This window comes from Levilactobacillus yonginensis, from assembly GCF_003946265.1.
Taxonomy (GTDB): domain Bacteria; phylum Bacillota; class Bacilli; order Lactobacillales; family Lactobacillaceae; genus Levilactobacillus; species Levilactobacillus yonginensis.
The window spans coordinates 149,717-171,016 of sequence record NZ_RHNO01000004.1 but is presented as its reverse complement, the minus strand read 5'-3'; the positions used below and the strand labels follow the sequence as shown (position 1 = coordinate 171,016).

At 47.4% G+C, this 21,300-nt stretch carries 22 protein-coding genes, 1 tRNA gene and 1 pseudogene; 17 read left to right on the top strand and 7 right to left on the bottom strand.

Features of this window, described 5'->3' with window-relative positions; all coding sequences use genetic code 11:
• Positions 1 to 81: 81 nt before the first annotated feature.
• From EKM87_RS03810 to EKM87_RS12705, 11 genes and pseudogenes are all read left to right on the top strand, one after another.
• Positions 82 to 276: pseudogene (locus tag EKM87_RS03810) on the top strand (transposase); the annotation flags it as partial.
• Positions 277 to 708: 432 nt separating this feature from the next.
• Complete coding sequence (locus EKM87_RS03805) at positions 709 to 1,017, top strand: hypothetical protein (RefSeq protein WP_125682007.1); 309 nt, start codon at positions 709 to 711, stop codon at positions 1,015 to 1,017.
• 76 nt (positions 1,018 to 1,093) lie between these two features.
• Positions 1,094 to 1,165 (top strand) — tRNA-Asn (locus EKM87_RS03800).
• A gap of 213 nt (positions 1,166 to 1,378) precedes the next feature.
• The gene (locus tag EKM87_RS03795) at positions 1,379 to 2,095 is read left to right on the top strand and encodes an NEAT domain-containing protein (protein WP_125682005.1); all 717 of its coding nucleotides are present in this window, start codon (positions 1,379 to 1,381) and stop codon (positions 2,093 to 2,095) included.
• 68 nt (positions 2,096 to 2,163) lie between these two features.
• Positions 2,164 to 3,339 carry an NEAT domain-containing protein gene (locus EKM87_RS03790; RefSeq protein ID WP_125682003.1) on the top strand — a complete coding sequence of 392 codons (1,176 nt, stop codon included), beginning with the start codon at positions 2,164 to 2,166 and terminating at the stop codon, positions 3,337 to 3,339.
• Entirely contained in the window at positions 3,332 to 4,090 is a 759-nt protein-coding gene (locus EKM87_RS03785) for an NEAT domain-containing protein (protein ID WP_125682001.1), read from the top strand. The genes EKM87_RS03790 and EKM87_RS03785 overlap by 8 nt, the downstream gene beginning before the upstream one ends.
• 14 nt (positions 4,091 to 4,104) lie before the next feature.
• Positions 4,105 to 4,998, top strand: coding sequence for a heme ABC transporter substrate-binding protein IsdE (gene isdE / locus EKM87_RS03780; protein WP_125681999.1), 894 nt, complete (start codon positions 4,105 to 4,107; stop codon positions 4,996 to 4,998).
• Positions 4,995 to 5,963, top strand: a complete 969-nt coding sequence (locus EKM87_RS03775) for an iron ABC transporter permease (RefSeq protein WP_125681997.1) — start codon at positions 4,995 to 4,997, stop codon at positions 5,961 to 5,963. Before isdE ends, EKM87_RS03775 begins: the two co-directional genes overlap by 4 nt.
• Positions 5,944 to 6,702: an ABC transporter ATP-binding protein gene (locus EKM87_RS03770; RefSeq protein WP_125681995.1), complete on the top strand. Its 759-nt coding sequence runs from the start codon at positions 5,944 to 5,946 to the stop codon at positions 6,700 to 6,702. The genes EKM87_RS03775 and EKM87_RS03770 overlap by 20 nt, the downstream gene beginning before the upstream one ends.
• A gap of 440 nt (positions 6,703 to 7,142) precedes the next feature.
• Positions 7,143 to 7,508 (top strand): hypothetical protein, encoded by a 366-nt coding sequence (locus EKM87_RS03765; RefSeq protein ID WP_125681993.1) that lies wholly within the window; start codon positions 7,143 to 7,145, stop codon positions 7,506 to 7,508.
• Between the two features lie 162 nt (positions 7,509 to 7,670).
• Entirely contained in the window at positions 7,671 to 7,793 is a 123-nt protein-coding gene (locus EKM87_RS12705; RefSeq protein ID WP_125682020.1) for a transposase, read from the top strand.
• A 108-nt stretch (positions 7,794 to 7,901) separates the two neighbouring features.
• Here EKM87_RS12705 and ppx read toward each other — a convergent pair whose 3' ends face one another.
• From ppx to EKM87_RS03735, 5 genes are read right to left on the bottom strand one after another with little or no spacing between them, the layout of a single operon-like run.
• Positions 7,902 to 8,837 carry an exopolyphosphatase gene (gene ppx / locus EKM87_RS03755; protein ID WP_125681991.1) on the bottom strand — a complete coding sequence of 312 codons (936 nt, stop codon included), beginning with the start codon at positions 8,835 to 8,837 and terminating at the stop codon, positions 7,902 to 7,904.
• Positions 8,838 to 10,997: an RNA degradosome polyphosphate kinase gene (locus EKM87_RS03750; RefSeq protein WP_263853765.1), complete on the bottom strand. Its 2,160-nt coding sequence runs from the start codon at positions 10,995 to 10,997 to the stop codon at positions 8,838 to 8,840.
• Between the two features lie 2 nt (positions 10,998 to 10,999).
• Positions 11,000 to 12,529 carry a Ppx/GppA phosphatase family protein gene (locus EKM87_RS03745; RefSeq protein WP_125681987.1) on the bottom strand — a complete coding sequence of 510 codons (1,530 nt, stop codon included), beginning with the start codon at positions 12,527 to 12,529 and terminating at the stop codon, positions 11,000 to 11,002.
• 27 nt (positions 12,530 to 12,556) lie between these two features.
• On the bottom strand, positions 12,557 to 13,378 hold the full coding sequence (locus EKM87_RS03740) for a LicD family protein (RefSeq protein ID WP_125681985.1): 822 nt from the start codon (positions 13,376 to 13,378) through the stop codon (positions 12,557 to 12,559).
• A 33-nt stretch (positions 13,379 to 13,411) separates the two neighbouring features.
• Positions 13,412 to 14,002, bottom strand: coding sequence for a DUF5067 domain-containing protein (locus EKM87_RS03735; protein ID WP_225428387.1), 591 nt, complete (start codon positions 14,000 to 14,002; stop codon positions 13,412 to 13,414).
• Positions 14,003 to 14,148: 146 nt separating this feature from the next.
• Here EKM87_RS03735 and EKM87_RS03730 point away from each other — a divergent pair, with 146 nt between their 5' ends.
• Positions 14,149 to 14,592: a MarR family winged helix-turn-helix transcriptional regulator gene (locus EKM87_RS03730; RefSeq protein WP_125681981.1), complete on the top strand. Its 444-nt coding sequence runs from the start codon at positions 14,149 to 14,151 to the stop codon at positions 14,590 to 14,592.
• A 298-nt stretch (positions 14,593 to 14,890) separates the two neighbouring features.
• Here EKM87_RS03730 and EKM87_RS03725 read toward each other — a convergent pair whose 3' ends face one another.
• Entirely contained in the window at positions 14,891 to 15,340 is a 450-nt protein-coding gene (locus EKM87_RS03725; RefSeq protein WP_125681979.1) for an OsmC family protein, read from the bottom strand.
• Positions 15,341 to 15,730: 390 nt separating this feature from the next.
• On the opposite strand from EKM87_RS03725, the gene EKM87_RS03720 reads away from it, so the two are divergent.
• On the top strand, positions 15,731 to 15,910 hold the full coding sequence (locus EKM87_RS03720) for a hypothetical protein (protein ID WP_125681977.1): 180 nt from the start codon (positions 15,731 to 15,733) through the stop codon (positions 15,908 to 15,910).
• Positions 15,911 to 16,416: 506 nt separating this feature from the next.
• On the opposite strand, the gene EKM87_RS03715 is transcribed toward EKM87_RS03720, so the two are convergent.
• On the bottom strand, positions 16,417 to 16,788 hold the full coding sequence (locus EKM87_RS03715) for a DUF1304 domain-containing protein (RefSeq protein WP_125681975.1): 372 nt from the start codon (positions 16,786 to 16,788) through the stop codon (positions 16,417 to 16,419).
• A 216-nt stretch (positions 16,789 to 17,004) separates the two neighbouring features.
• On the opposite strand from EKM87_RS03715, the gene EKM87_RS03710 reads away from it, so the two are divergent.
• From EKM87_RS03710 to EKM87_RS03695, 4 genes are all read left to right on the top strand, one after another.
• Positions 17,005 to 17,499, top strand: coding sequence for an alcohol dehydrogenase (locus EKM87_RS03710; protein WP_125681973.1), 495 nt, complete (start codon positions 17,005 to 17,007; stop codon positions 17,497 to 17,499).
• A gap of 136 nt (positions 17,500 to 17,635) precedes the next feature.
• Positions 17,636 to 19,024 carry a class II fumarate hydratase gene (locus EKM87_RS03705; RefSeq protein ID WP_125681971.1) on the top strand — a complete coding sequence of 463 codons (1,389 nt, stop codon included), beginning with the start codon at positions 17,636 to 17,638 and terminating at the stop codon, positions 19,022 to 19,024.
• A gap of 714 nt (positions 19,025 to 19,738) precedes the next feature.
• Positions 19,739 to 20,218, top strand: coding sequence for an RNA polymerase sigma factor (locus EKM87_RS03700; RefSeq protein WP_125681970.1), 480 nt, complete (start codon positions 19,739 to 19,741; stop codon positions 20,216 to 20,218).
• Positions 20,215 to 21,147: a sigma factor regulator N-terminal domain-containing protein gene (locus tag EKM87_RS03695; protein ID WP_125681968.1), complete on the top strand. Its 933-nt coding sequence runs from the start codon at positions 20,215 to 20,217 to the stop codon at positions 21,145 to 21,147. Before EKM87_RS03700 ends, EKM87_RS03695 begins: the two co-directional genes overlap by 4 nt.
• The last annotated feature ends 153 nt before the right edge of the window (positions 21,148 to 21,300 follow it).

Below are 21,300 nucleotides of genomic sequence, written 5' to 3'. Positions count from 1 at the left end.
ATACCGCGGTGAAGCCGCTTAATCAAATCTACAAAAATTATAGTATTTCATCCGTCAACTTGACAGGGACTAGTACAGATGTTTGATCAGCATGCAAATTTGAAGTATAAATTTGGGAACCGACATTTTTGGTCAGTAGGCTATTATGTAAGCACGGTGGGTATGAATGAGGCCACCATCAAAAAATATATTCGTGACCAAGAAAAACATGACAAGGCGGTGGATAAGCTCAGTGTTCGGGAGTACGAGGACCCTTTCAAGGGTCAAGGTAGGTAATACAAACGCCGCTTAAAGCGGCAGCAAAAGTGGCAAACGCAATTTGGCTTTGACACACAAAAGCCAGCGCCTTGAGACGCTGGCCGGTACCCAGGGCTTATAGCCCTCGAGAAAACCACCCGTTTAACGGGTGGTTTTTATTATGCACTTTTAGACGGGAAGATGGCAGGGAAGAAAAATAAATTCTTTTCAACCGTCACAAACGTTGGTACAGCTCACCTTTTAATAAAAAAATCGATAAATGCGACAATTATTTTCAGAAAGCGGTTGACAGCGCTTACAAATGTCGGTATATTATACACGTAAGGTATTAATAATTACCTTCTAATCAATTCTCTTTCTCTCTTATGCCGACCACTGCCATTCCCTGGTAGTGGTTTTGTTTTGTCTAAAATCACGGTATAATAGAATATTGTGCGGAGGTGAGTAGTGATGAAAAGTCACGAAGTATTTACATTAATCGAGGAAATTACCCGACTAGATGGCAGTAAGTATATGGAAGTCAGCAATATGGTTCAAAATGGTCGGGCGGAGTTAGCCGTAGAACGTGGATTGATCAAGCAAGTTCGCATTCTTCAGTTGAACATTGCCCATACGCCTCACGTCCAAGCCTATGAAGACTATGTTAATGAGCATTACACCATGCCAGAAGAGGACTTTAAAACTTTTCAGGAGTGGGAAAAACCAACCGAAGTTCAGGATGAAGTTCAAGCCATTCTGCACGAAAATCATATTGGTTAGAAAAAATCTCATAGAAATTTCATAATTCACTTGTTTTACCCCTGAATACGTGTTATAACTAATTCATAGCAATTCTTGCTCCGTAGTTCAGCGGTAGAATAATTGACTGTTAATCAAGAGGTCGCTGGTTCGATCCCAGCCGGAGCAGTTGTTAAGAGGGTTCAGGATGAATAATCCTGAACCTTTTTTCGTGCAATTGAATGGGAACTCAGTTAGCATACGATAAGTCAAAAGTTATCTCAACCCGTACTTTTTTTTATAAATAGGGCGCAAAAGTGTGGTACTCAATTAATAATCGTGCTACTATGAAAACGGATTCACATATCTACATATTTCTAACTTTTTGGAGGGAGTTATACTTATGAAAAAATCTTTAACCGTTTTAAGTGCGTTGTTAATGTTGTCAGGTGCGGGTGCCGGCATTCCTTTGAGTCAGGTGGTTACGCCAACACCAACTGCGCAAGCGGCTAGCCTGAATGCGGCTAAACTCGCAAATGGTAAGTACAGTGTGGCTTACAGTATTCTCAAGACGGGGACCAGCACGCCTTCTGATGCGGCGACTTACTTTAGTTTGAAGGCAAATGTGGTTGCTAAAAACAAGAAGACGTCAGTGGCTTTGAAGACTACGGCAGCAGCTAACCAGATGATCCAATCAATTACGTTGGGTGGTAAACAGGCGAAGGTGACCAAGTCTTCGACCGGGAACGTTTATACGTTTAGTAACGTTAATTTGAAAAAGAGTCAGACCATTAGTTTTGCTTTGAGCATTCCCAATATGCCGCAAGTCATGAAAGAATCTGCCACGCTTAAGTTTAAGACGAGTTCGTTAGCAGCAACAACTAAAGTGAAGTTAAGTACGAAGAAGATCAAGGCTAAAGGCAAGAAGGTTACTGGCACCACAACTAAGGGTGCTAAAGTTACCGTTAAACATGGAACGACGACTTTAGGCAAAGTGACAAGTAAAAAGAAGGCTTACACGGTCAAGCTGAAAAAGGCCGTCAAGAAGAGCTGGAAGTTAAAGGTTACCGCTTCTAAGGCCGGCTACAAGACCGTAACGAAGACCGTTACCGTTAAGTAAGTGAAAAAATCACTGCCAGGTCGGTAGTGATTTTTTGCGTATTCAAATAAAGAAATGGGGGAGCAATAATGCAACGATTTAGACGATTTTTACGAGTCGTAGGATTGCTGATACTGGGCCTCGTTGCGGTGAGCTTCAGCCAAACGCAAGCTGCCCACGCTGCGACAACCCTAGACGATGGCATCTATCAGGTACCCATGAAAATTATTAAAGCCGACTCAAGTGCCACCTCCTCAGCCAACGCTTTCTTTGGCGAGACGGCTGCGGTTCGCGTGCAGCACGGTCAGTATACGGTCATGATTACGTCGAACGGTGAGCAGTATATCAAATCAATGAAAGTCGCCGGGGCAACGCTGACCTTAGCAAAAACGCTTGATAGCCAAGCGATTTACCAATTTAGCTTGGCCAAGCCAATTAGTCCACTGGCAACTTCTTTCAATTTGACAACGCCAATGGGAGCAATGAAGGAGTCAGCTCGCATGGTGCTTGACTGGGACCAGGCCAAATTGGTTTCATCGGACACCACAGCAACTAGCTTGTTAAGCCAAGCAGAAAAGTTGGTGAAAGCATCGGCTAGTTCAAGTAGTCATTCAATAGCTGACAAGCCGAAAGCGACAACGACCAAGAGTACGACAGCTACTTCTGCCGTTTCTAAACCGGCAACCAAGGCAGCAGAATACTGGAAATATCAGGTGATCCAAGGCGATAAGATGAAGAAGTCTGACGCTGATCAGTACTACACGGACGTTGCCCAGGTGGTGCCAACCAAGAACGGTTATCAAGTTACACTGAATGTAAAGTATGCGAAGTCGCTAAAATTGGGTTCACAAGCAGTTGTGCCAGAGGCTATTAATGGTCAGTCACCGCAGAATGTCAGCTACGGGCAGAGTGGTCGCAATTATACGATGTCCTATACCTTTACGATTGCGAGCTTACGAGATCTGACCAAGCGCCTGATTCCCGGTAAGATCCACGTGACGGTGCCGGCACTGAATATTAGTCAAACGTTCCCTGTGCGCTTTCGGTTTGCAGCGAGTGGTGCCGCTGACCTAGCTTCAGCAGCTAACGTAAGTGCGTTGCCCAAGAAGACGGTGGCGAAGTCTGTTGCCGCACCGACCGCTGACCACGCAACTAATGCCGCCAAGTTACCAGAGACTGGTCACCAGAACAACTTAGTGGCAACCCTAGTGGGGAGTGTTCTTTTGGGAATGCTAATTATCTGGGGAGGTAAGCGCCATGCGTAAATTGCTAAACTTACTTCTGATTCTCTGCATGGTTGGCATTGGGGTTTACTGGGCCAAGCCAGCGACCGCGCATGCGCAAGCTATCAGCTATTCGGCACTGAAGTACGGTACGAATCAAACGTCAATGGCGAGTGGATATTTTGTTCGTCCAGCTAAGGTCGTTGTTAAGAATCACGCGTACGTTGTGACCATGGACATCAAAACGGCTAAAAAGTTGACCAGTTGGCCGGTCACGGTGACCTCAGTGAATGGTCAAGCCCCGCAGGACGTTCAGAAGAAAAAGGACGCTGCCGGAAATTCCCATCTTTACTATTCGTTTACGACCACGAGTTTGAAGTCACGAATCAATGCGAAGTTATCGATTTACGTGCCCAAGGTTTACAAGGCTAAGCACAATATTTCGTTTAAATTTCAAACCAAAGGGTTACCAGCACTTAACACGTCGACCGCTAAAACAACAACGCCGGCGCCGGCAACTACCAAAGCAGACGCAGCGTCTGCATCAAAAAAGACGTCAGCTAGTTCGGCCAGCAGCAATAAACCGTCCACGGGGAGTTCTAAGACCACTACTAGTTCCAAAACGAGCGCCAGTCAGCAAGCCAGCACCTCTTCCGCAGCGCATTCTCAGGAAGCAGACAGCGCTGCTAAGGTTCCCGCTCAAAAGACTCACTGGGGTGGCCTGATTGGTGGAATTGTGGCAATCGTTGTCCTGGTCGGCGGTGGTAGTTGGTGGTACTTCGGACGTCATTAGGAGGTCGGTCTTATATGCAAAATCCACGAAAAATCGGACTGATCACGTTGGCTGTCCTGATTGTTTTGGGAGTAGTTGGTGGTGGGATTGCTTGGCAACGGCAACGGCAAAAGCAAGCGCAGCCACGGATCGTTGCCACCACCTACGCTATCGTTCAGATTGCGGATAAACTGAATTTACCACTGGTTGGGGTACCAACGACTCAAAATAAATTACCGAAGCAGTATCAACACGTAACTAAAGTGGGGAATCCCATGAATCCTAGTGTCGAAAAAATCACTTCGTTAAAACCAACGGCGGTGTATTCGGTAACGACACTGGATGATCAGTTTGGGAAAGCCTTTAAAGAACAACATGTGACGCCACATTTCCTCAATCTCACTAGCGTTGCTAGTCTTGAAAAGACGCTAACTCAGTTAGGAAAAAAATATGATCGACAACCGGCCGCTACTAAACAGGTGCGGCTGATCAAACAGGCCAAACAACGGGCCCAGCGACGGGCTAAACACCGGCAAGCGCCGCGGGTACTTGTTTTGATGGGATTGCCTGGTGCCAACTATATGGTGGCAACCAATCATTCTTACGTGGGTGATCTGGTGCAATTGGCTGGCGGCCAAAATGTGTTTGCACAACCGAAGCAGGAGTACTTACAACCGAACGAAGAAGCCATTCAAAAGGCGAATCCACAGGTGATCTTGCGGTTGGAACACGCCATGCCAGCAATGGTTACCCAACAGTTTAAGCAGGAGTTCAAGCAGAATGGCATGTGGGCTAAGACAGCGGCTGTTAAGCAACATCGTGTCTATGACCTACACGAGCCAACCTTTGATGCCACGGCGAATATGAACGTTGTGCCAGCCTTGAATCAGGTCAGCCAGTGGCTGTATCCGAAGGGGGCGGCCACATGAAAAACAACGCAGGCTGGTGGTATGGTGGGGTTCTGACCCTGCTGTGCATCACTATCTTGGTAGCTTTAATGGCGGGCACCACCTGGATCAGTTTGGGCCAGCTGGGCAGAATTGTGGGGGCGCCAGCCAGTCGCGATTTTACCACGGTCTTTTCCTTGCGGGTTCCCCGGATTTTAAGCAGTTTGATTTGCGGGGGGAGTCTAGCGGTTGCCGGGGCCCTTTTTCAAGCGGTCTTCCGGAACCCCATTGCTGACCCGAGTATCTTAGGAATTAGCTCGGCAGCTGACTTCTTCAAATTAGGTGGGGCGATGCTGGTTCCCTGGTTACCAGGGCGTTCCTGGGTGATGGCCATTCTGGGTGGCCTGGTGGCGCTGATGATTTTAACCAACGGTAAAGCCCTCAGTAATCCGTACCGCCTCATTATTGTTGGGGTGGCGTTAGATGCCACGTTTGTGGGCTTACAGCAATTGCTGAGTGGTGGGGCCACCCAGGTCAGTCAGAGTACCTTTAATGCTATGACGTGGGCTGACACGACGATTCTGCTCATTCTAGGGGTCTTAGGCCTCTTTGTAGCACTGATACTAGCACCCTGGGCTAATTACCTTAAATTACCCGATGATGCCCTTAGAAACGTTGGTATTCCCGTTAGCGTTCTCCGATGGAGCCTGTTACTTTTAGCCACTTATTTAGCGACCAGTGTCACGGCCATTGTTGGAGTCATTCCCTTTGTCGGAATCGTGGTTCCCAACGTTGCGCGGCGAATCGTAGGACATGATTACCAAACCCTCCTGCCATTTTCAATGTTGGTTGGTGCTTGGTTGATGTTAGCTGCGGATACGCTGGGACGGACGGTCATTGTCCCCAGTGAGATTTCTGCAGCAACGATGATGGCCGTCATTGGTGGACCGTTTGTTATTATTCTCTTACAACGGGGGCGAGTTCTACATGGAATGTCAACACATTAGTTACCAATACCCCCAGCAAGCAACGGGATTGGTGGATTTATCTGGCCTTTTTCCTGAGGGGCAGGTTACCACGATCATTGGTCCCAACGGTGCGGGGAAGTCGACGCTACTCAACGTTTTGGCTCGGCGGTTACTCCCTCAGCAAGGCACGGTGTTGGTAGCTGGCAAAGATAGCCGTGCCTTATCCGAGCGCCAATTCGCTCAACAAGTGGCGCTAGTGACTCAGCAACACGAGTTATTTGATGAATTGACAGTCCGTGAAGTGGTGGCAACTGGCCGCTTACCCTATCACGGGCTATTGTCACAGGTGCCCCCGGCAGAAGTGGCCCCGTATCTTGAAGCTAATGGACTTGCCGACCTGGCAGACGACTTGATTCAAAATCTATCGGGGGGCCAACAACAGCGCGTTTGGCTAGCTGCGGCGTTGGCCCAGGAACCGCGGGTACTCCTCTTGGACGAGCCGACGACTTACTTGGATGTGCACTATCAACAAGCGTTGATGGCTCAGCTCCGGGATTTGGCCGCGCGGGGGATGACTGTGATTCAGGTACTTCACGACATTAACCAGGCCTTCAGGGTCAGTGACTGGCTGTGGCTATTGCAGGACGGTCGGCTGGTTAAGTGCGGGACGCCCACTGAATTAAGAACAGCACCGTTATTGGCGCAAACGTTTAAGACAGCAGTTGAAATCGTTGAGGTACCGAAACTGGGGCCCTATATTGTGCAATTACCAGAGTGACTGGCAAGTTGATCAGATTTGAAATAGCAGTTATTTAGTAAATAATTTTAGATAATAGTTTAGAGGATGATGAGTATTTGTGCTCATTATCTTCTTTTGCTTAGAAAGTATTTGTCGGGACTGGTCAGAAATCAAGGCTCAAGTGAGCGTAGCTAATCGACATCAGATTTGGCGATGATGGCTACTAGGTTCGGAATAGCTGTAAATAAGCACAATCCGCAAATAAAGCGCACAGTTTAGGACTATCGAAATTGGCTAAATTTTAGTTGTCGAATTTAAATTGAATTTGAAAGGGAATTGCCCCCTTAAGATTCCTTTGCTAACACAGATTGACAAAGAACGCTTTAAATACCAGACTGGTGATAAGTTAGACGTAGTGGTGGGGTGACGCAAAATTGGCCTTAAAACGTTAAAAGTTATCGGGAAGAGGGGGAGCGTGTATGATGAAAAAAACAGTAACGATTGGATTAAGAATACTAGCTTCAATGATAACTATCTATGTAGGCCTATGGTACCTTGTAAACGCTGACGCTGAAGTAAATACGGTTGAAACAGTTGATCCGTCATTTATTTGGGCTGATGCACTTATGTGGTTAGAAGTTGGGTTGATGTTCCTTATATTAGTTAACTTGTGGTTAGGATTTCGACTATCTGAGAAGGTAACTAATTGGAGTGTGATAAGTTCATTGTTCGTGTCTATTCTGATCTTTTTCATGGCACAAGGACTAGGATTTTTCATTCCAGTGATAGTGGTTTTGTCGTTAATTATTTGGATTCTAAATTTCAAAATAAAAGAATTGCATTAATGATGAACTATCGGAATTAAATCCTTGAAGTTCAGTAAGTTATTGATATCGAAAGATATTTAGTCAAGACGTAAAGCGCAGGCTATTAATATAAACTTCCTAATTATTACCCAAATTAAATGAATTGCCTAAGTATAAGATGAATCAGACTTAATTTGATCCATCTTTTTTGCATGTACTCAAAAACCCGTTTCCAACATCCCAATAGAGGGCATCAATCATAGAATCAAGCAAATAATGCACACGGTTTTAGGCTATCGCAATTGGATGAATTGCAATTGTTAAATTCAAAATCAGAATACAGAAAAGAGGTCCAATTCGAAAGTGAATTGGACCTCTTAAGTTTTCTTCATCAATGCTGGTTGCCTAATTTATACAAGTCCCAGCAGGCAGCTAATCAATTGCTGATTTAATCTGCTCAATGCGTTCAAATAAAATACCGTCACGCAGACCAGCGTTGGAGAAGGTGATCTGTTGCGAGTCTAACAATCGCATCAGCAGGGCCACGGGAATCAACCCGCCGATGATGATGTCGGCCCGGTCCTTGGAGAGTCCCGGGACCTTTTTCCGTTCAGCCAAGTTGAGGCCGAGCAGTTGGGTGAGGGTGGCGTAAACGTCATCGGCACTAAGCTTGTAGCCGTGAACGTCTTCAAAATTCAAGAAGTTTTTATTCCGCCGGTTGATCTTTGCTAATGTCCGGTTGGCGCCACCTAATCCGATGACAGGAAGGTTCTTAGCCTCGTTTAACCACCAGACATCGTTGAAGACGTTGTTCACGAAAGTCATCGCTGAAAAGAGCGAGTCAGCCTGAACCTTGTCACTTTCCAGGTAGGCTTGTGACAGGGTCACCGAACCCAGTGGAATTGAGACAACGTGCTTCATTTGCCTGTTTTGAACCAGGATGAGCTCGGAAGAAGCCCCACCAGTGTCGACCAGTAAGCCATTGATGATTGGCAGCGTGTTCACGACTCCCAGGTAGTCATACCGCGCCTCGGTGGTCCCAGAGATGACGTCGAACGTGAGATCAAGTTCATCTTTGACCAGCTTTAAAAATTGCTTTTGATTACTGGCTTGACGAACGGCTGCTGTGGCAACCGCCTTGATTTTGGGAGCATCTAATTCAGCATAGATTTTTTTGAATTCCCGTAAAGCTTCCAGTGTTCGGTCGATAGCCTCGGGTTGTAAGACCTGTTCAGTTCCCATGTTTTCTGAGAGACGGACGTAGCGTTTGACCTGGTTGACGGTATTGGGGGTACCAGCCTCGTCAATTTCACTAATGGTCATACGAACCGAGTTGGAGCCTAAGTCAATAACGACTAAATTTTCCATTTATTCAATACTCCGATCAATGGGGGATTTGGGTTGGTTCTTAGGACTGAGCATCGGTTTGAATTGGCGCGGCGCGTTCGTTTCTTTTGGTTGCCGGGTCGTATTCGCGGCCGTTTTCTGCTCAGCTTGCTGCATGAATTCTTCTTGTGCGTCTAGTGGTTCTAAGCCTCGCCGGTCCACCCGGGTGAAGGTTCGGTCAGGCGTCAGAACACGCGTCTTGACGTTATCATGCCAGAGCGTTGAGAAAATGTCAAAGACCCGTTGCCGCAGGTCATCCTTTAAAATTGGGAAGAGGAGTTCTACCCGCCGATTGAGGTTTCGGGTCATGAGGTCAGCGCTGGACAAGTAAACTTGAGGATCACCTGCATTGGCAAAGCCATAAACGCGACTGTGTTCTAGGAAGCGGCCGACAATGGAGTGGACCTCGATGTGTTCACTTAATTCGGGGATGCCCACGTTCAGGCAACAAATCCCCCGGACGATGAGTTTGATTTGGACACCAGCATTGGAGGCCTCGTAGAGTTTGGCAATCATGGCTGAATCGGAGAGGGAGTTCATCTTCATTTCGATCCAGGCCGCTTGACCGCTCTTGGCGTTCGCAATTTCCTGATCAATTTTGGACACGATGAAGTCGCGAATCCCATCGGGTGACATGTGAAGCTGATGGAAGTAAGGGGGTTCTGAATAGCCGGATAACATGTTGAAAATGTTAGAGGCGTCGATTCCCATATCAGTGTTGGTCGTCATGAGGCCCAAGTCAGTATAGAAGTGGGCAGTGACGTCGTTGTAATTCCCGGTTCCCATGTGCATGTAGCGGCGGATCCCATCGGGTTCCCGCCGAACGATTAAGGCCAACTTACAGTGGGTCTTCAACCCGATTAGGCCGTAGATAACGTGACAGCCCATCTTTTCCAGTTGTTGCGCCCAGTGGACGTTGTTCTCTTCATCAAAGCGTGCTTTAACTTCTACTAAAACGGTGACCTGCTTGCCATTCTGAGCGGCACTCCCGAGGTATTTAATAATAGGTGAGTTAGCCGAGACCCGGTACAGGGTCATCTTGATGGCCAGAACGCCGTCGTCGCAGGCAGCTTGGCGAATCAGTTCCGTGACCGCTGAGAAGGAGTTAAATGGGTGATGGACCAGAACGTCGTGTTGCCGGATAGTCTTGAAGATATCGTCGTCATGCTGGAGGCCGGGAACGTCGGCCGATTTGAAGGCCGGGTAGCTTTCTTCAGCGTGGCCACTGATCTGTTTCGTGAGCTTGCTGAGAAAAGTTAAATCGATGGGGCCACCAATTTCGTAGACGGCATAGTCGTCGATCTTAATCGCAGCGGTCAAGCGCTTCCGTAGAGACTGGCTGATGCCAGATTCTACTTCCAGCCGAACGGCACTCCCATGTTCCCGTTTCTTGAGTTGGTGTTCCACTTCCTTTAATAGGTCGGACGTATCTTCTTCGGCCACATCCAAGTCCATATCCCGGATAACTCGGTAGTTGGCTACTTCCTTGACTTGGTAGCCAATGAAGAGGTTCCCGATGAAGGTTTTGATAATGTCTTCCAACAGGATGAAATCATTGTCAGCCCCAGGGAGCCGGACGGTCCGAGGAAAGATTTCTGGCACTTGAACCGTTGCAAAACGCCGGTCCTTCTTGTCCCCGTTTTTGAAGAGTCGCATGGCAATGTTTAAAGTGTTGTTGCCAATGAACGGGAAGGGGCGGGAGCTGTCGACTGCCATGGGGGTTAGGGCTGGTGAAATTTCATCGTTGAAGTATTTTTCAATAAACCGGGACTGCTGAGCGGATAAATTGTCCGGCGTTAATAAGTGGACATTCAAATTGGCTAGCGCGGGCAATAACATTCGATTTAGGGTCGAGTATTGCTTGATCACCTGGTCGTGCGCCTTGGCGTTAACTGCTAGTAATTGGTCTTCGGCGGTCATTCCGGATGCGTCTGGCTTGGGGTAGTTAACGGCGGCCAGCTTAGACAGTGAGGCGACGCGGACCATGAAAAATTCATCAACGTTACTTTGCGTGATTCCTAAGAATCGTACCCGTTCGAGTAGGGGGTTCGCTTTGTCACGAGCCTCCTCAAGAACTCGATCGTTAAAGTCGAGCCAACTGAGTTCTCGATTGGTGTAGTACTTAGGCTTTGTAAAATCCAACGTCATTTGTGTAACCTCCTTTGTTTTAAGACGGGCTGTAAGCCAAAGACATCCGTGAAGAATTCGGCCTTGAAATTGAAGGCCCACCGGATGAGGGAAAGTTCATCATCGCTGTAGACAGTGATAATGACTTTGTTGGTTCGCAGGGAAACTGAAATTTTTTGAATGGTTTGTTGGTGGGCATCATCTAGCGCGTCGGCCAGCCGTAGCATGGCGGAAAGCTTGGCGACGGTCAGTCGTTTTTCTGGGCTTAACAAGCGGAAATGGGCGAGGTCTTCGCCCGGCGTGCGAGTACTGTGGTAGCGGGATACCGCTGCGATAATCTGAATTTCTTCAGCGGAAAGTCCCAACATTTCAGATTGTTTAAGCACGTAGTCTGAGTGAAAATAATGCTCATGTGTGTCAATGAATCCGCCAATATCGTGGACGATGCTGGCAACCTGGAGCAGAAGCCGGTCGCGGGGAGTGAGATGATGCAGTGGCCGCAGCTGATCGAAGAGGTGCAGGGCAAAGCGCCGAACGAGTTCCATGTGTTTGGGTTCGACCCGGTAACGGCGGGCGAGGTCGTCAGCAGCCGCCAGAATTTGGTTTTCAAAATGATATTTGTGGTAGCCAGCTGCAATGGCGCGGTCAGTGGTTAAGCCCTCCAGCACGTTAAGGTTGACCAGGTGGAGCTCCTTAGCGTGAACTACGGTCAGAAGTTTTTTGATCAGGAGAACCACTGGGAGAATAATTTCGACGTTTTCTTCACTGAGGTGGAGTCGCTCCATTAAGAATTGATTGGAGGCCCCAGACACTTCATGCGCAAACTTGGCAAACTCCTTGAGCGTCAGGGTGTAACTGACTTGGCCCCGGGGAATGAAGTAGGTGTTGAGTGGTGAAGCACCAATCAAAATGACTTCATTGGCTGTCGATTGCAGGTTGTCTGGTAAGAAGCGGTAAAAGTCATCGACTTTGCTATTAATGTAGTCGTCCAAGACATCGACGGGATTAGGTGCGGTGGCTCGCAAGGTTTGGAGTACCTCTTTGATTCGAACTGGCCCCAGCTTCATGTTGTGTGAAGCGACTAAGGCGTCGTTGGCGAAGAAGGATAGCGTGGTGCTACCAGAGTTCATCCCAATAATTGCGGCGTGGTCTTTGACTAAGTCGTGATATTGATCAAAGTGGAGGGCAATCGCTTCATTACGGACAAAGGACTCCTGTCCGAGTGATAGCCATTTAATGTGGAGGCTGGTCCGAACGAAGAGTTGATCACGAATGAACTCGGCATTGGGCGCCGAAGAGAGGGCTTGTGATCCCCACAGTTCATAATGGGTGACGCCGTAGTCCTTAATGACTTGCATGAAGCCCCGTAAGGCTTCGGCAGCGTCCGCCACGTTTTTAAAGTTGATTTCTTCATGGTTGTAAATATTTTCCCCAATAGCGACAGTCGACTTGACCCGTTCCGTTTGGGTGCCGGTCTTTAAGTTCACGATCGACAGTTCGAGACTGGAAACATTTACAAGCATTGCGCCAAAATAATCGTCAGCCATAAAATCATCTACTTTCTGAGTTAGTTTTTAATCGGTGAATACCTGATTATCCATGATGACCCGTTCCAAATGTTTTTCGGTTTGCTGGTTTTCCGGGGGGAGTTGCAGGTAATCGCCATACATACGCGTCAAAATGTTAGCATAGTCAGCTGGCACCTGAACCGTCAAATGCTCAAACGGAACGGTGGTTAGGTTGGTGACTTCCGGAACGGTCAGCACCTCTTTGGTATAGCTGTACTGAGAGGCCAGATTCTTGACCTGAGTCAGCTGTGACTGTGCTTGGTATTGCGTCATAACTGCTTGTCGCTCGGCTTTGAGCGAACGGGCCTCGGCCAATTGGTCCGCATTAAGCGGATTCTGTAATTTACGTAAGGGATTGTCGACCAAGTGATAGCGTAGCTGGAAGAGTAAACGTGTATTTAAAATTTGGAATTTAGTGAGCTGTTCACGCTGGGCAGTGAGGTCGTCAGAAATTCGATCCAACGGGAAGATATCAATGAAGATGCCTTTGCGGGCATTGTTGACATTGTTTTTTTCTTCGATATAGGTGTTACGGTCTAACAGCTTGGCATAGCTGAGCGCATAGTTTTCATCACTCGCAGGTGTTTGGAGAAAATAGTGCGTCCCGGCTAAGGCGGCGGGCGCGGCTGCTAGGAGCCGGTCGTAATCGGCACGCAGCAGACCAACGTCCACGTCGTCATCCCAGGGGATGAACCCCTGGTGGCGAATAGCGCCTAGGAGTGAACCGCCCATTAAAAAGTAGGGCAGATGCAGATCGTCACAGAGCTGAATGAATTGTTCCAGATTACCCAGCTCAACTTGATGAATTCGATCAATCAATTGCGGCATAGAAGTGTCCTTTCAGTTACAAGATTTATTAAGTTAGTTTAAAGGATAGGTGCTCTGGTGAACGGTCTGGTTATGGGTATCCTTAAAGATTACCGTGATGGTTTGGTTACCTTTTGGCTCAAACGTAGCCAAGCCCGTGACCGTCTTACCGGGCTTTACCGGCATTACGGTACGATTGAGTTTGTTGTTATCCTGGGTTTGGCTGGTCGTAAATGCCAGGTTCCCAGTCCCTAATTTTTTGCCATTCTGGGTGGCACTAACCGCGGATTGCCACAGGTCACTAGGCACGACATCGCGCGTTCCGTTGTTGGTTACGGTATAATAGAGCACGAATAGATTCCGGTTAGCGGTGGCACTGGTGGTAATCTTGTCGGCGGTAATCTTGAAGGCGACATCTTTAATTGTGAAAGTTTGATTGGCAAAGGTCGCCGTCTTGGCTTGCGTGTGCGAACTAGCTGAACTACTGGTGTGACTGGTGCTGGTTTTATGCGATTGATCGTTACGCTTACTGGTAGCAGGTTCTTGCTGACTGGACGGCTTGGTGGCACCGGATTTATTGACGGTACCGCAACCGGCTAGGAGCAACAGACTGCTAATTGCTGTGATAAATTTTACGTGTGACATGATGCATTTTCCCCCTCGGTTAGCTTACCTATTATTCTAGCATAGGTTGGTCCAGACCACCGGTTATCTAGCGCGAAAAAGCTGGTATTTAGTGGGCGTAAATGCTAAGATAAAAATCGTATTTTGAGAAATGTAGGTGGGTAATTATGGTTGAGCAAGAACAACCTTTGTTGGACGCTTTTATCGACGTCTACATGAATTCACTCAAGTATTTAGACGAGTTCGTTTCAGAACCGGCTAAAGAGTTTCACTTGTCGTTTGAGCAATACTTGATTCTACGGGACGTTACCCGTAATGAGCACGTGACACTGATGGACATTGCCAGTAAACGGCAAGTGACCCGCAGCGCTATCTCACGGCAGATCAAAGTATTGTTGAAGCAGGGGTATCTACAGCAGCGGCCGGATGAGAATGACCGGCGGCGTTTGTACTTGTTGACGACGCCTGAGGGAGCCAAGGCTGAACGGGTTATCCGGCAGCGAATCAATAAACGGTTTCAGGGATGGGTCGACGTGTACGGAAATGACCGTGCTCGGCAAATCTTGCAGTTTATTCAAGACTTTAGTCAAGTGACACGGATGAAAAAGTAGTGAACGGTTTAAGAGAGTAAACGCCACAGACTAACTGTGGTGGTAAGAAGGAGATTGAAGTCAATGAGCAAAAAGCGCATGAGTGATGAGGAAGCAAAGCGCTGGCGCAAGATTGTCTTCATGGATGATGGCCACGATGACAAGCGGGCGTCACGGCATCCACGATCCTTTGTGTATGGAGAATCTACACAACGTTCGTGGTGGGAACGACTAAGAGAACGTTTCAGCCGACGCTAACGAAAAATGGACCACACGACCCTAACTGAGTTAGGGAGTGTGGCCCATTTTTTTGGACTAATTATTCAGTCACTGCAGGAACCGGTGAGAACTCCTTAACGAGCTCAACGTGAACGTTTTCGCTATCACCCAATAGTTTGGCAACGGGGCACCGCCGTTCAGCTAGATCGACCATTGCTTCCGCGGTTTCTTGGTCGACGCCAGGTAAGCGAATCTGAGCGGTTAGGTAAAATTGAAAACCGCGCTGATCCCGGGCCATTTCAACAATCGTGTGAACTTGTGAGGTGTGGGGGAGGTCACGACGCTTTTCGATGGCCTCCAGTGTGGCATTCAGGCAGGTGCTAAGCGCCAAGCCAATGAATTGTTCTGGATTTGCTCCCGGCTGGTCATTGAGTGGGGTGCTGGTCAGGACATCCAGGCCACCTGGAACGTAGGAGTGACTTTCAAGGCCGTCATCATTGATAGCAACGGTTCGGTACAGTGGTGGAAATTTTTTACGGTCAATGGCCAAAGAGGTCAACTTCTTTCCTTATATTTACCTCTAGATTACGCTGTTTCTGGGTAAAAAACAATGAATTCGCTGTATAAATGTAAGGGCTTTCGATAGAGCTAAACCACTGACTGTTGACTGATTAAACTGTTGCGCAAAGATAAGGAGTGACTAGCGGTCAACCGGTTGCACGTGACACCTATACCAATTATATAATGAACCGTCAATAAATTACCCATAAATGGATTTGCAATCTAATAATAACGGCGTCATATCGGGGGATGTAAGTAAATGGGTTTATGTAAATTTTTTGTATTTTTTATCCATTTAGGGTAGACCGGCTAAAATAATTTGTTATAATGTAGGGGACAAGTAAGAGAACACTGGCGATTAGAGTTTGGGGGGAGCCAAATGTTAACGGAAGAGCTGTCAAACGAGCGTAGAAAGTTTCAGATGATCAGTTGGCGAGCACAGCAGCACGGTGCCCAGGTAGTCGAACGCGAAATGATGACCCGCTTTACGGCCACGATTGCCGAGCAGGAGGCCATTATTGCTGCCGCTCAACGTCGAGAAGTTTCATCAGTTAGTTAGTCCAGTACAAGTACTAAGACCCACAGTACATTCACAGCACGCACCCGTGATAGGCTTGGAGCAACAAAGGTCGATGAGGGGGCAATGGGATGAAACATCCAGTGATGTATTATCTGTATTATCTTGGTGGTGTTTTATTTGTTGGGATGATGGCGCTGGTTATTTACCACATGATTCATCTGTGGCTAGCTGCTAGTCAAATGTAGAAAAAGTGTTGATCCCTGATAGCTGGGGAATCAAAGCATTAATAGCTCAAACAATCCCATCACCCGACATGCGGCAGGTGATGGGATTGTTTCTTTAAAAAAGGCCATAAAAAAAGCTAGTTACGAATAGACGCAACCAGCAGAATAGAAGTATGTGTACGGCTTCAATGGTGTTAATAATGGCAAAATGTCAATTAACTCCTCCAACGATTGAAGTTCCGTGGCAGGCTCTCACCTGAATATGTATCTACATTATAACGTGGTGAGCAAGGCCTGTAAACCGTAAAACACAAGATTCTTTTAAAAGATTAAGGTTAGTAAAACGAGAAACGTCAGTAACGCCGGCATTCCTTGTAGCCAAAATATATCTTTTTTAACGGTGAAGGCACCAAAAAGGGCCACAATTACGACAAAAATCATCAAAAGTGAGCTAATGATTAAACGTGGTTCGGTAGTCAGGACGCGTTGACTGGCTAAGATTAAGAACCCTAGCATCCCGTTGTAAATTCCCATGTTCCCCAGGGCTGCTTTTGCCGGGGCCTGTTTAACAAAGCTAAGGGGCATGCCAAACACCTTGACTTGTGTCTCAGGTTTCCCCCAGATTTCTAAGCACATGATGAATATATGCTCGAGACCAATTAAATTAATTAAGATTGTACTGATTAAAATCATAATTATTGCCTTCTTTCTACTGATTAGTTATAGTATAACTTAACGGTGTGGGTCATTACCCATTGAACGACGAAATGTTTAAAACTTTAAGCTAACTTTTAGTTTGGCGTGTAGAATAATTAAGTGAGGATGTTTTTGTCAGGGGAACTCAGTTCATTCACGGGGAGAACGGCATAACGACAGACCTTTTTGAAATTTTGAATGGAGGAATTACCCATGAGACTCCTAGACTTAACTGGTGAACAATTCGGCAGACTGACGGTTATTCGTCGTGACGGTACCGCTAAGAACGGCAACGCAACTTGGTTGTGTAAATGTTCATGCGGCAACTTGGTGGCGGTGGATAGCTACCGCTTACGCCACGGTATTACCGTTAGCTGCGGTTGTTACCGTCGCGACATTAGTAAGGAACGCTTAACTAAGGATCCCCGGACCCGTAAGCAAATCGGCAATGCCATGAACCTCCCATTGGTGAATGGCTCCAACGTTGCTGCTTTGACTAAGATTAGTTCCCGAAATATTTCCGGTGTTATCGGTGTGAGTTTTGATAAGCGTTCTGGTAAATGGGCCGCACGCTTATTCTACCACGGACGTTATATCCTGAACCAGACCTTTACCGACTTCTACGATGCCGTTGCGGCTCGTAAACAAGCGGAACAACAACTGGCTAAGAATGATGATGTTCAAATGAAAGCCTCCGCTGAAGGCTAATTCAGCAGATTAACCAGCAAATAATAGAAGCCAAGTGGTCGATCCTCCGGGGTCGGCTTTTTTGGTGGAATGATTGACGTTGCCAAGACCACCCGGTATATTGAACGTAATCAGGTTTTAGAGAGGAAGAGGAAAGATGGATTATCGTGAAGAAGCGGATACATTGGGAACGGTTAAGGTCCCGGCTAAGGCTCTGTGGGGCCCCCAGACGGAGCGTAGTCGTCACAACTTTACGACAGGACCGTTGATGCCAATGGTCCTGATTCGAGCGTTGCTGCAACTTAAGCGTGCGGCAGCCATTGCCAACCGGGACTTGGGAGAAATTCAAGAGGCCAAAGCCCAATTGATTATTCGGGCCACGGAAGACCTGTTAAAGTTGTCTGATACTCAACTACAACGAGATTTTCCGTTGCGAGTCTATCAAACGGGGTCCGGTACGCAGACGAATATGAACGTCAATGAAGTGATTGCTCACCAAACCGTGACGTACGATCCGACGAGTGGGGTTCTGCCCAATGATGATGTGAATCGCGGTCAAAGTTCCAATGATACCTTTCCAACGGCGATGGCCGTAACGTCAACCATTGCCGTTAACCAACTAATTACGCAACTGGACAAGCTGATATCGGAATTACAAATGAAGCAGCAAAAATATTGGCAAGTCGTTAAGATTGGACGGACACATTTGCAGGATGCCACGCCGTTAACCTTTGGTCAGGAAATTAGTGGGTGGGTCAGTACTTTACAACATGATCGCGATTACCTAACCTCGTTAGCCCCAACACTAGGTGAATTACCAATCGGTGGGACGGCTGTTGGGACAGGATTGAACGCGGCCCCCGGGTTTGCTACCGCGGTGGCTGCCGAGCTGAGTAAAGCCTATCAACAGACCTTTACTGCGGATACCAATAAATTCTTTGGGTTGGCTGCTCATTCCGGCTTAACCGTCGTGCATGGGGCCATTCGAACGCTAGCCGGTGACCTGTTGAAGATTGCCAACGACATTCGGTTCTTGGCCAGTGGTCCGCGAGCCGGCTACAATGAATTAAACATCCCCGCCAACGAGCCGGGTTCTTCAATCATGCCTGGCAAAGTCAATCCCACCCAAGCGGAAGCGCTGACCATGGCGGCGACCCGGGTGATGGGCAATGATGTGACAATTTCCGTGGCAGCTTCCCAAGGAAACTTTGAATTGAACGTTTATAAACCGGTAATCATTGCCACTTTCTTGGAGTCGACGGATCTTTTGACCGGGACGATTGCTAGCTTTACCACCAAATTGATTCAGGGACTCACTGTCAATGCGGATCGGATGAGCGAACTGGTTGATCAGTCCTTGATGACGGTGACGGCCCTCTCGCCCCACATTGGGTATCACGCTAGCGCTGAAATTGCCCAGCAGGCTGAACGAGAGGGGACAACTTTACGGGCAGCTGCTATCCAGTCTGGGAAAGTAACTGCCGCTCAGTTTGACGAATGGGTTGATCCCTTAGCAATGACGAATAACGATGGAACTAGAAACTGAGTATTTAGGCAATTTAGTGTGTTTCTTGCGCCTTACCGGTCGCCAGATATGGGCTGGAACGGTGCGGACGCAACTTGAAGCCTCGAAAGTACCGAGTCTCCAAGCTTGGTCTTCTGCTAAGTCAGCAGGAAAAGCTCCTACTGACAAAGCAGAACGACGCGCCTGAGCCCATATCTGACGACCTCTCGGCTTACACGGTATTTCGCTGCTAGTTAGTATGTTGAAAATCGACTAGTCATCATGACTAGTGTGCGTCAACTCTTTTGCGGTGATGAGACCAAACGACAATTAGAGTGGAGGAGGCCAGGGATACAGCCAGCAGTGAAGGTGGTGTTAGCTGGTGATTTTTGCCAGCCTACACCACGGGCGACTTTGAAGACACAGGTTCTTAGTGGCTTCAAATCGAGCGAGAAGACTGGTGTTTTTCCAGTCTGAAGCGTCCCCACAGCAGGCTGTATCCCTGGCCTCCGGAGTGCAATCAATTTAGATTAGTTTGGTAGTTCCGATATTTATTAAGAACGACTCGAACCAGACAGGCTGTTTTCGACATTGAGTTGGTCAAATTTAAATGAATTTACAACGGATAGTGACCTGATTGCGGGTCACTTTTTTTTTTGCTGTTATTTTCAGGTATACTGCGATTACTTATTTTTTTGAAAATAGGTGTTACCTTTTGCCAACTCGTTCGTTATCACTAGTGAAAGGGGAGCAGACATGCGGTTACAGGCTTATGAACAGCTGGTCGGTGAACTAGCAGTTGAAATTCGGGGTTACCTGATCAACCGGGGTGCTGACCGAGAGATTGCGGCTGACGTGGTACAGGATGTATTTGTTAAATTGTTGGAAATGCAGTTAATTTTACCACCCGACAAATTGCGACCGTATATGTATCGGGTGGCCTGGTCAACGTATTTGGACGGATATCGTCGGCGCCAACGATACGCCGAAATTGTGCAAAATTATTTACGACCAATGCTGGAAACGGTTGGGAATTTGTCGATTGAGACTGGTTTGGCATTAGCTTTGACACGACTGTCCCCGCGGGAGATCACCTTACTGTTGCTCCGTTATGAAGAGGCCTTATCCATAGCGGAAGTGGCTACGCGATTGGGGGTTCGACCGGCAACAGTTAAGATGCGGTTACACCGTGTCCATCGCAAACTAGAAAAAGTAATGAGGGGTGACGTGGATTGAACGAAGGGAAAAAGTTTCGGCGGTTGGCACTACGGGTGAAAATCTTTCGGTGGATTGGCACGGTTATGATTGTCCTAGTTGCTCTGCTGCTGGTAGCCATCGGGAGTTATAAATTAACACAAATGAAGGCGGCCAATGAGTCTAATGCACAAATGAACTACTTAGAAATGGTTTCGCAAATTATGGCGCCTAATATCCAAACTAGTGAGTTGCGGCTGAAGGATACTTCCTTGCTGGGGGGACAGGCTTTTAATCGACGATTTAAGGATATCGAAGGGGTCCACGTTCCTTGGTCATCGCTCACGGCAACGTATTCCTGGTTGTACGGTTCTCACATCTCAGGGAATTTAAACGCAGTTGAGTCCAATGGTACGAGTGGTGCCGTCTATGATCGTGAGACCCAGCAAAAAGTCCCCGTGTTTTACAATCCGCGTTTAAAAAAAGCAGCAGAGAAACCAGCCCACGACTTACAAAAAATTGCGAATCAGCGAAATGCTGTGGTTGAAATGGGGGTTACCTTCAAGGAACCACTGAGTTACGCTGCCATTCAACAACGGTTGCCAAAAGGCGTCCACCCAGCCTGGTATTGGATTGGGGTCGAGAAAAAGGCTGACCCAACTTTTATGGATAATAATTTATTTGGCTTGAACGTCCAAAACGCAGCGGGGACGCTGAATGAGGATGATTATCGGGGCTTTCATCAAGGCTTAGTTTATGCACATAAGCATGACTTGGGTTTGACCTATGATGACGTTAACATTTTCAAGTTTGCTGGTCAGTACGCTAAGCAATATCCTAACTTACGGACGGCCAAGTTTGCTGGCCTCATCGTTACGGGCAATAGCGAAGCGTTTAAACCATTATTAAAAGCGAGGTGGATCGCCAACAGTTCGGTTGGCATCTATCAGATTCGCACACCAATAAAATGAGTATTCAATGAGAACTTCTTGACTTTTTACTCATCAAAGATTAATGTAAATGACAAGTTAGTTTTCAAGAATAAGTTTAGGCCAGGATATTTTCTGGATAAACGGTGGGTAACCGCAATGGCGCCTTCGGTCGGAAACTTTGACTGAGGGCGT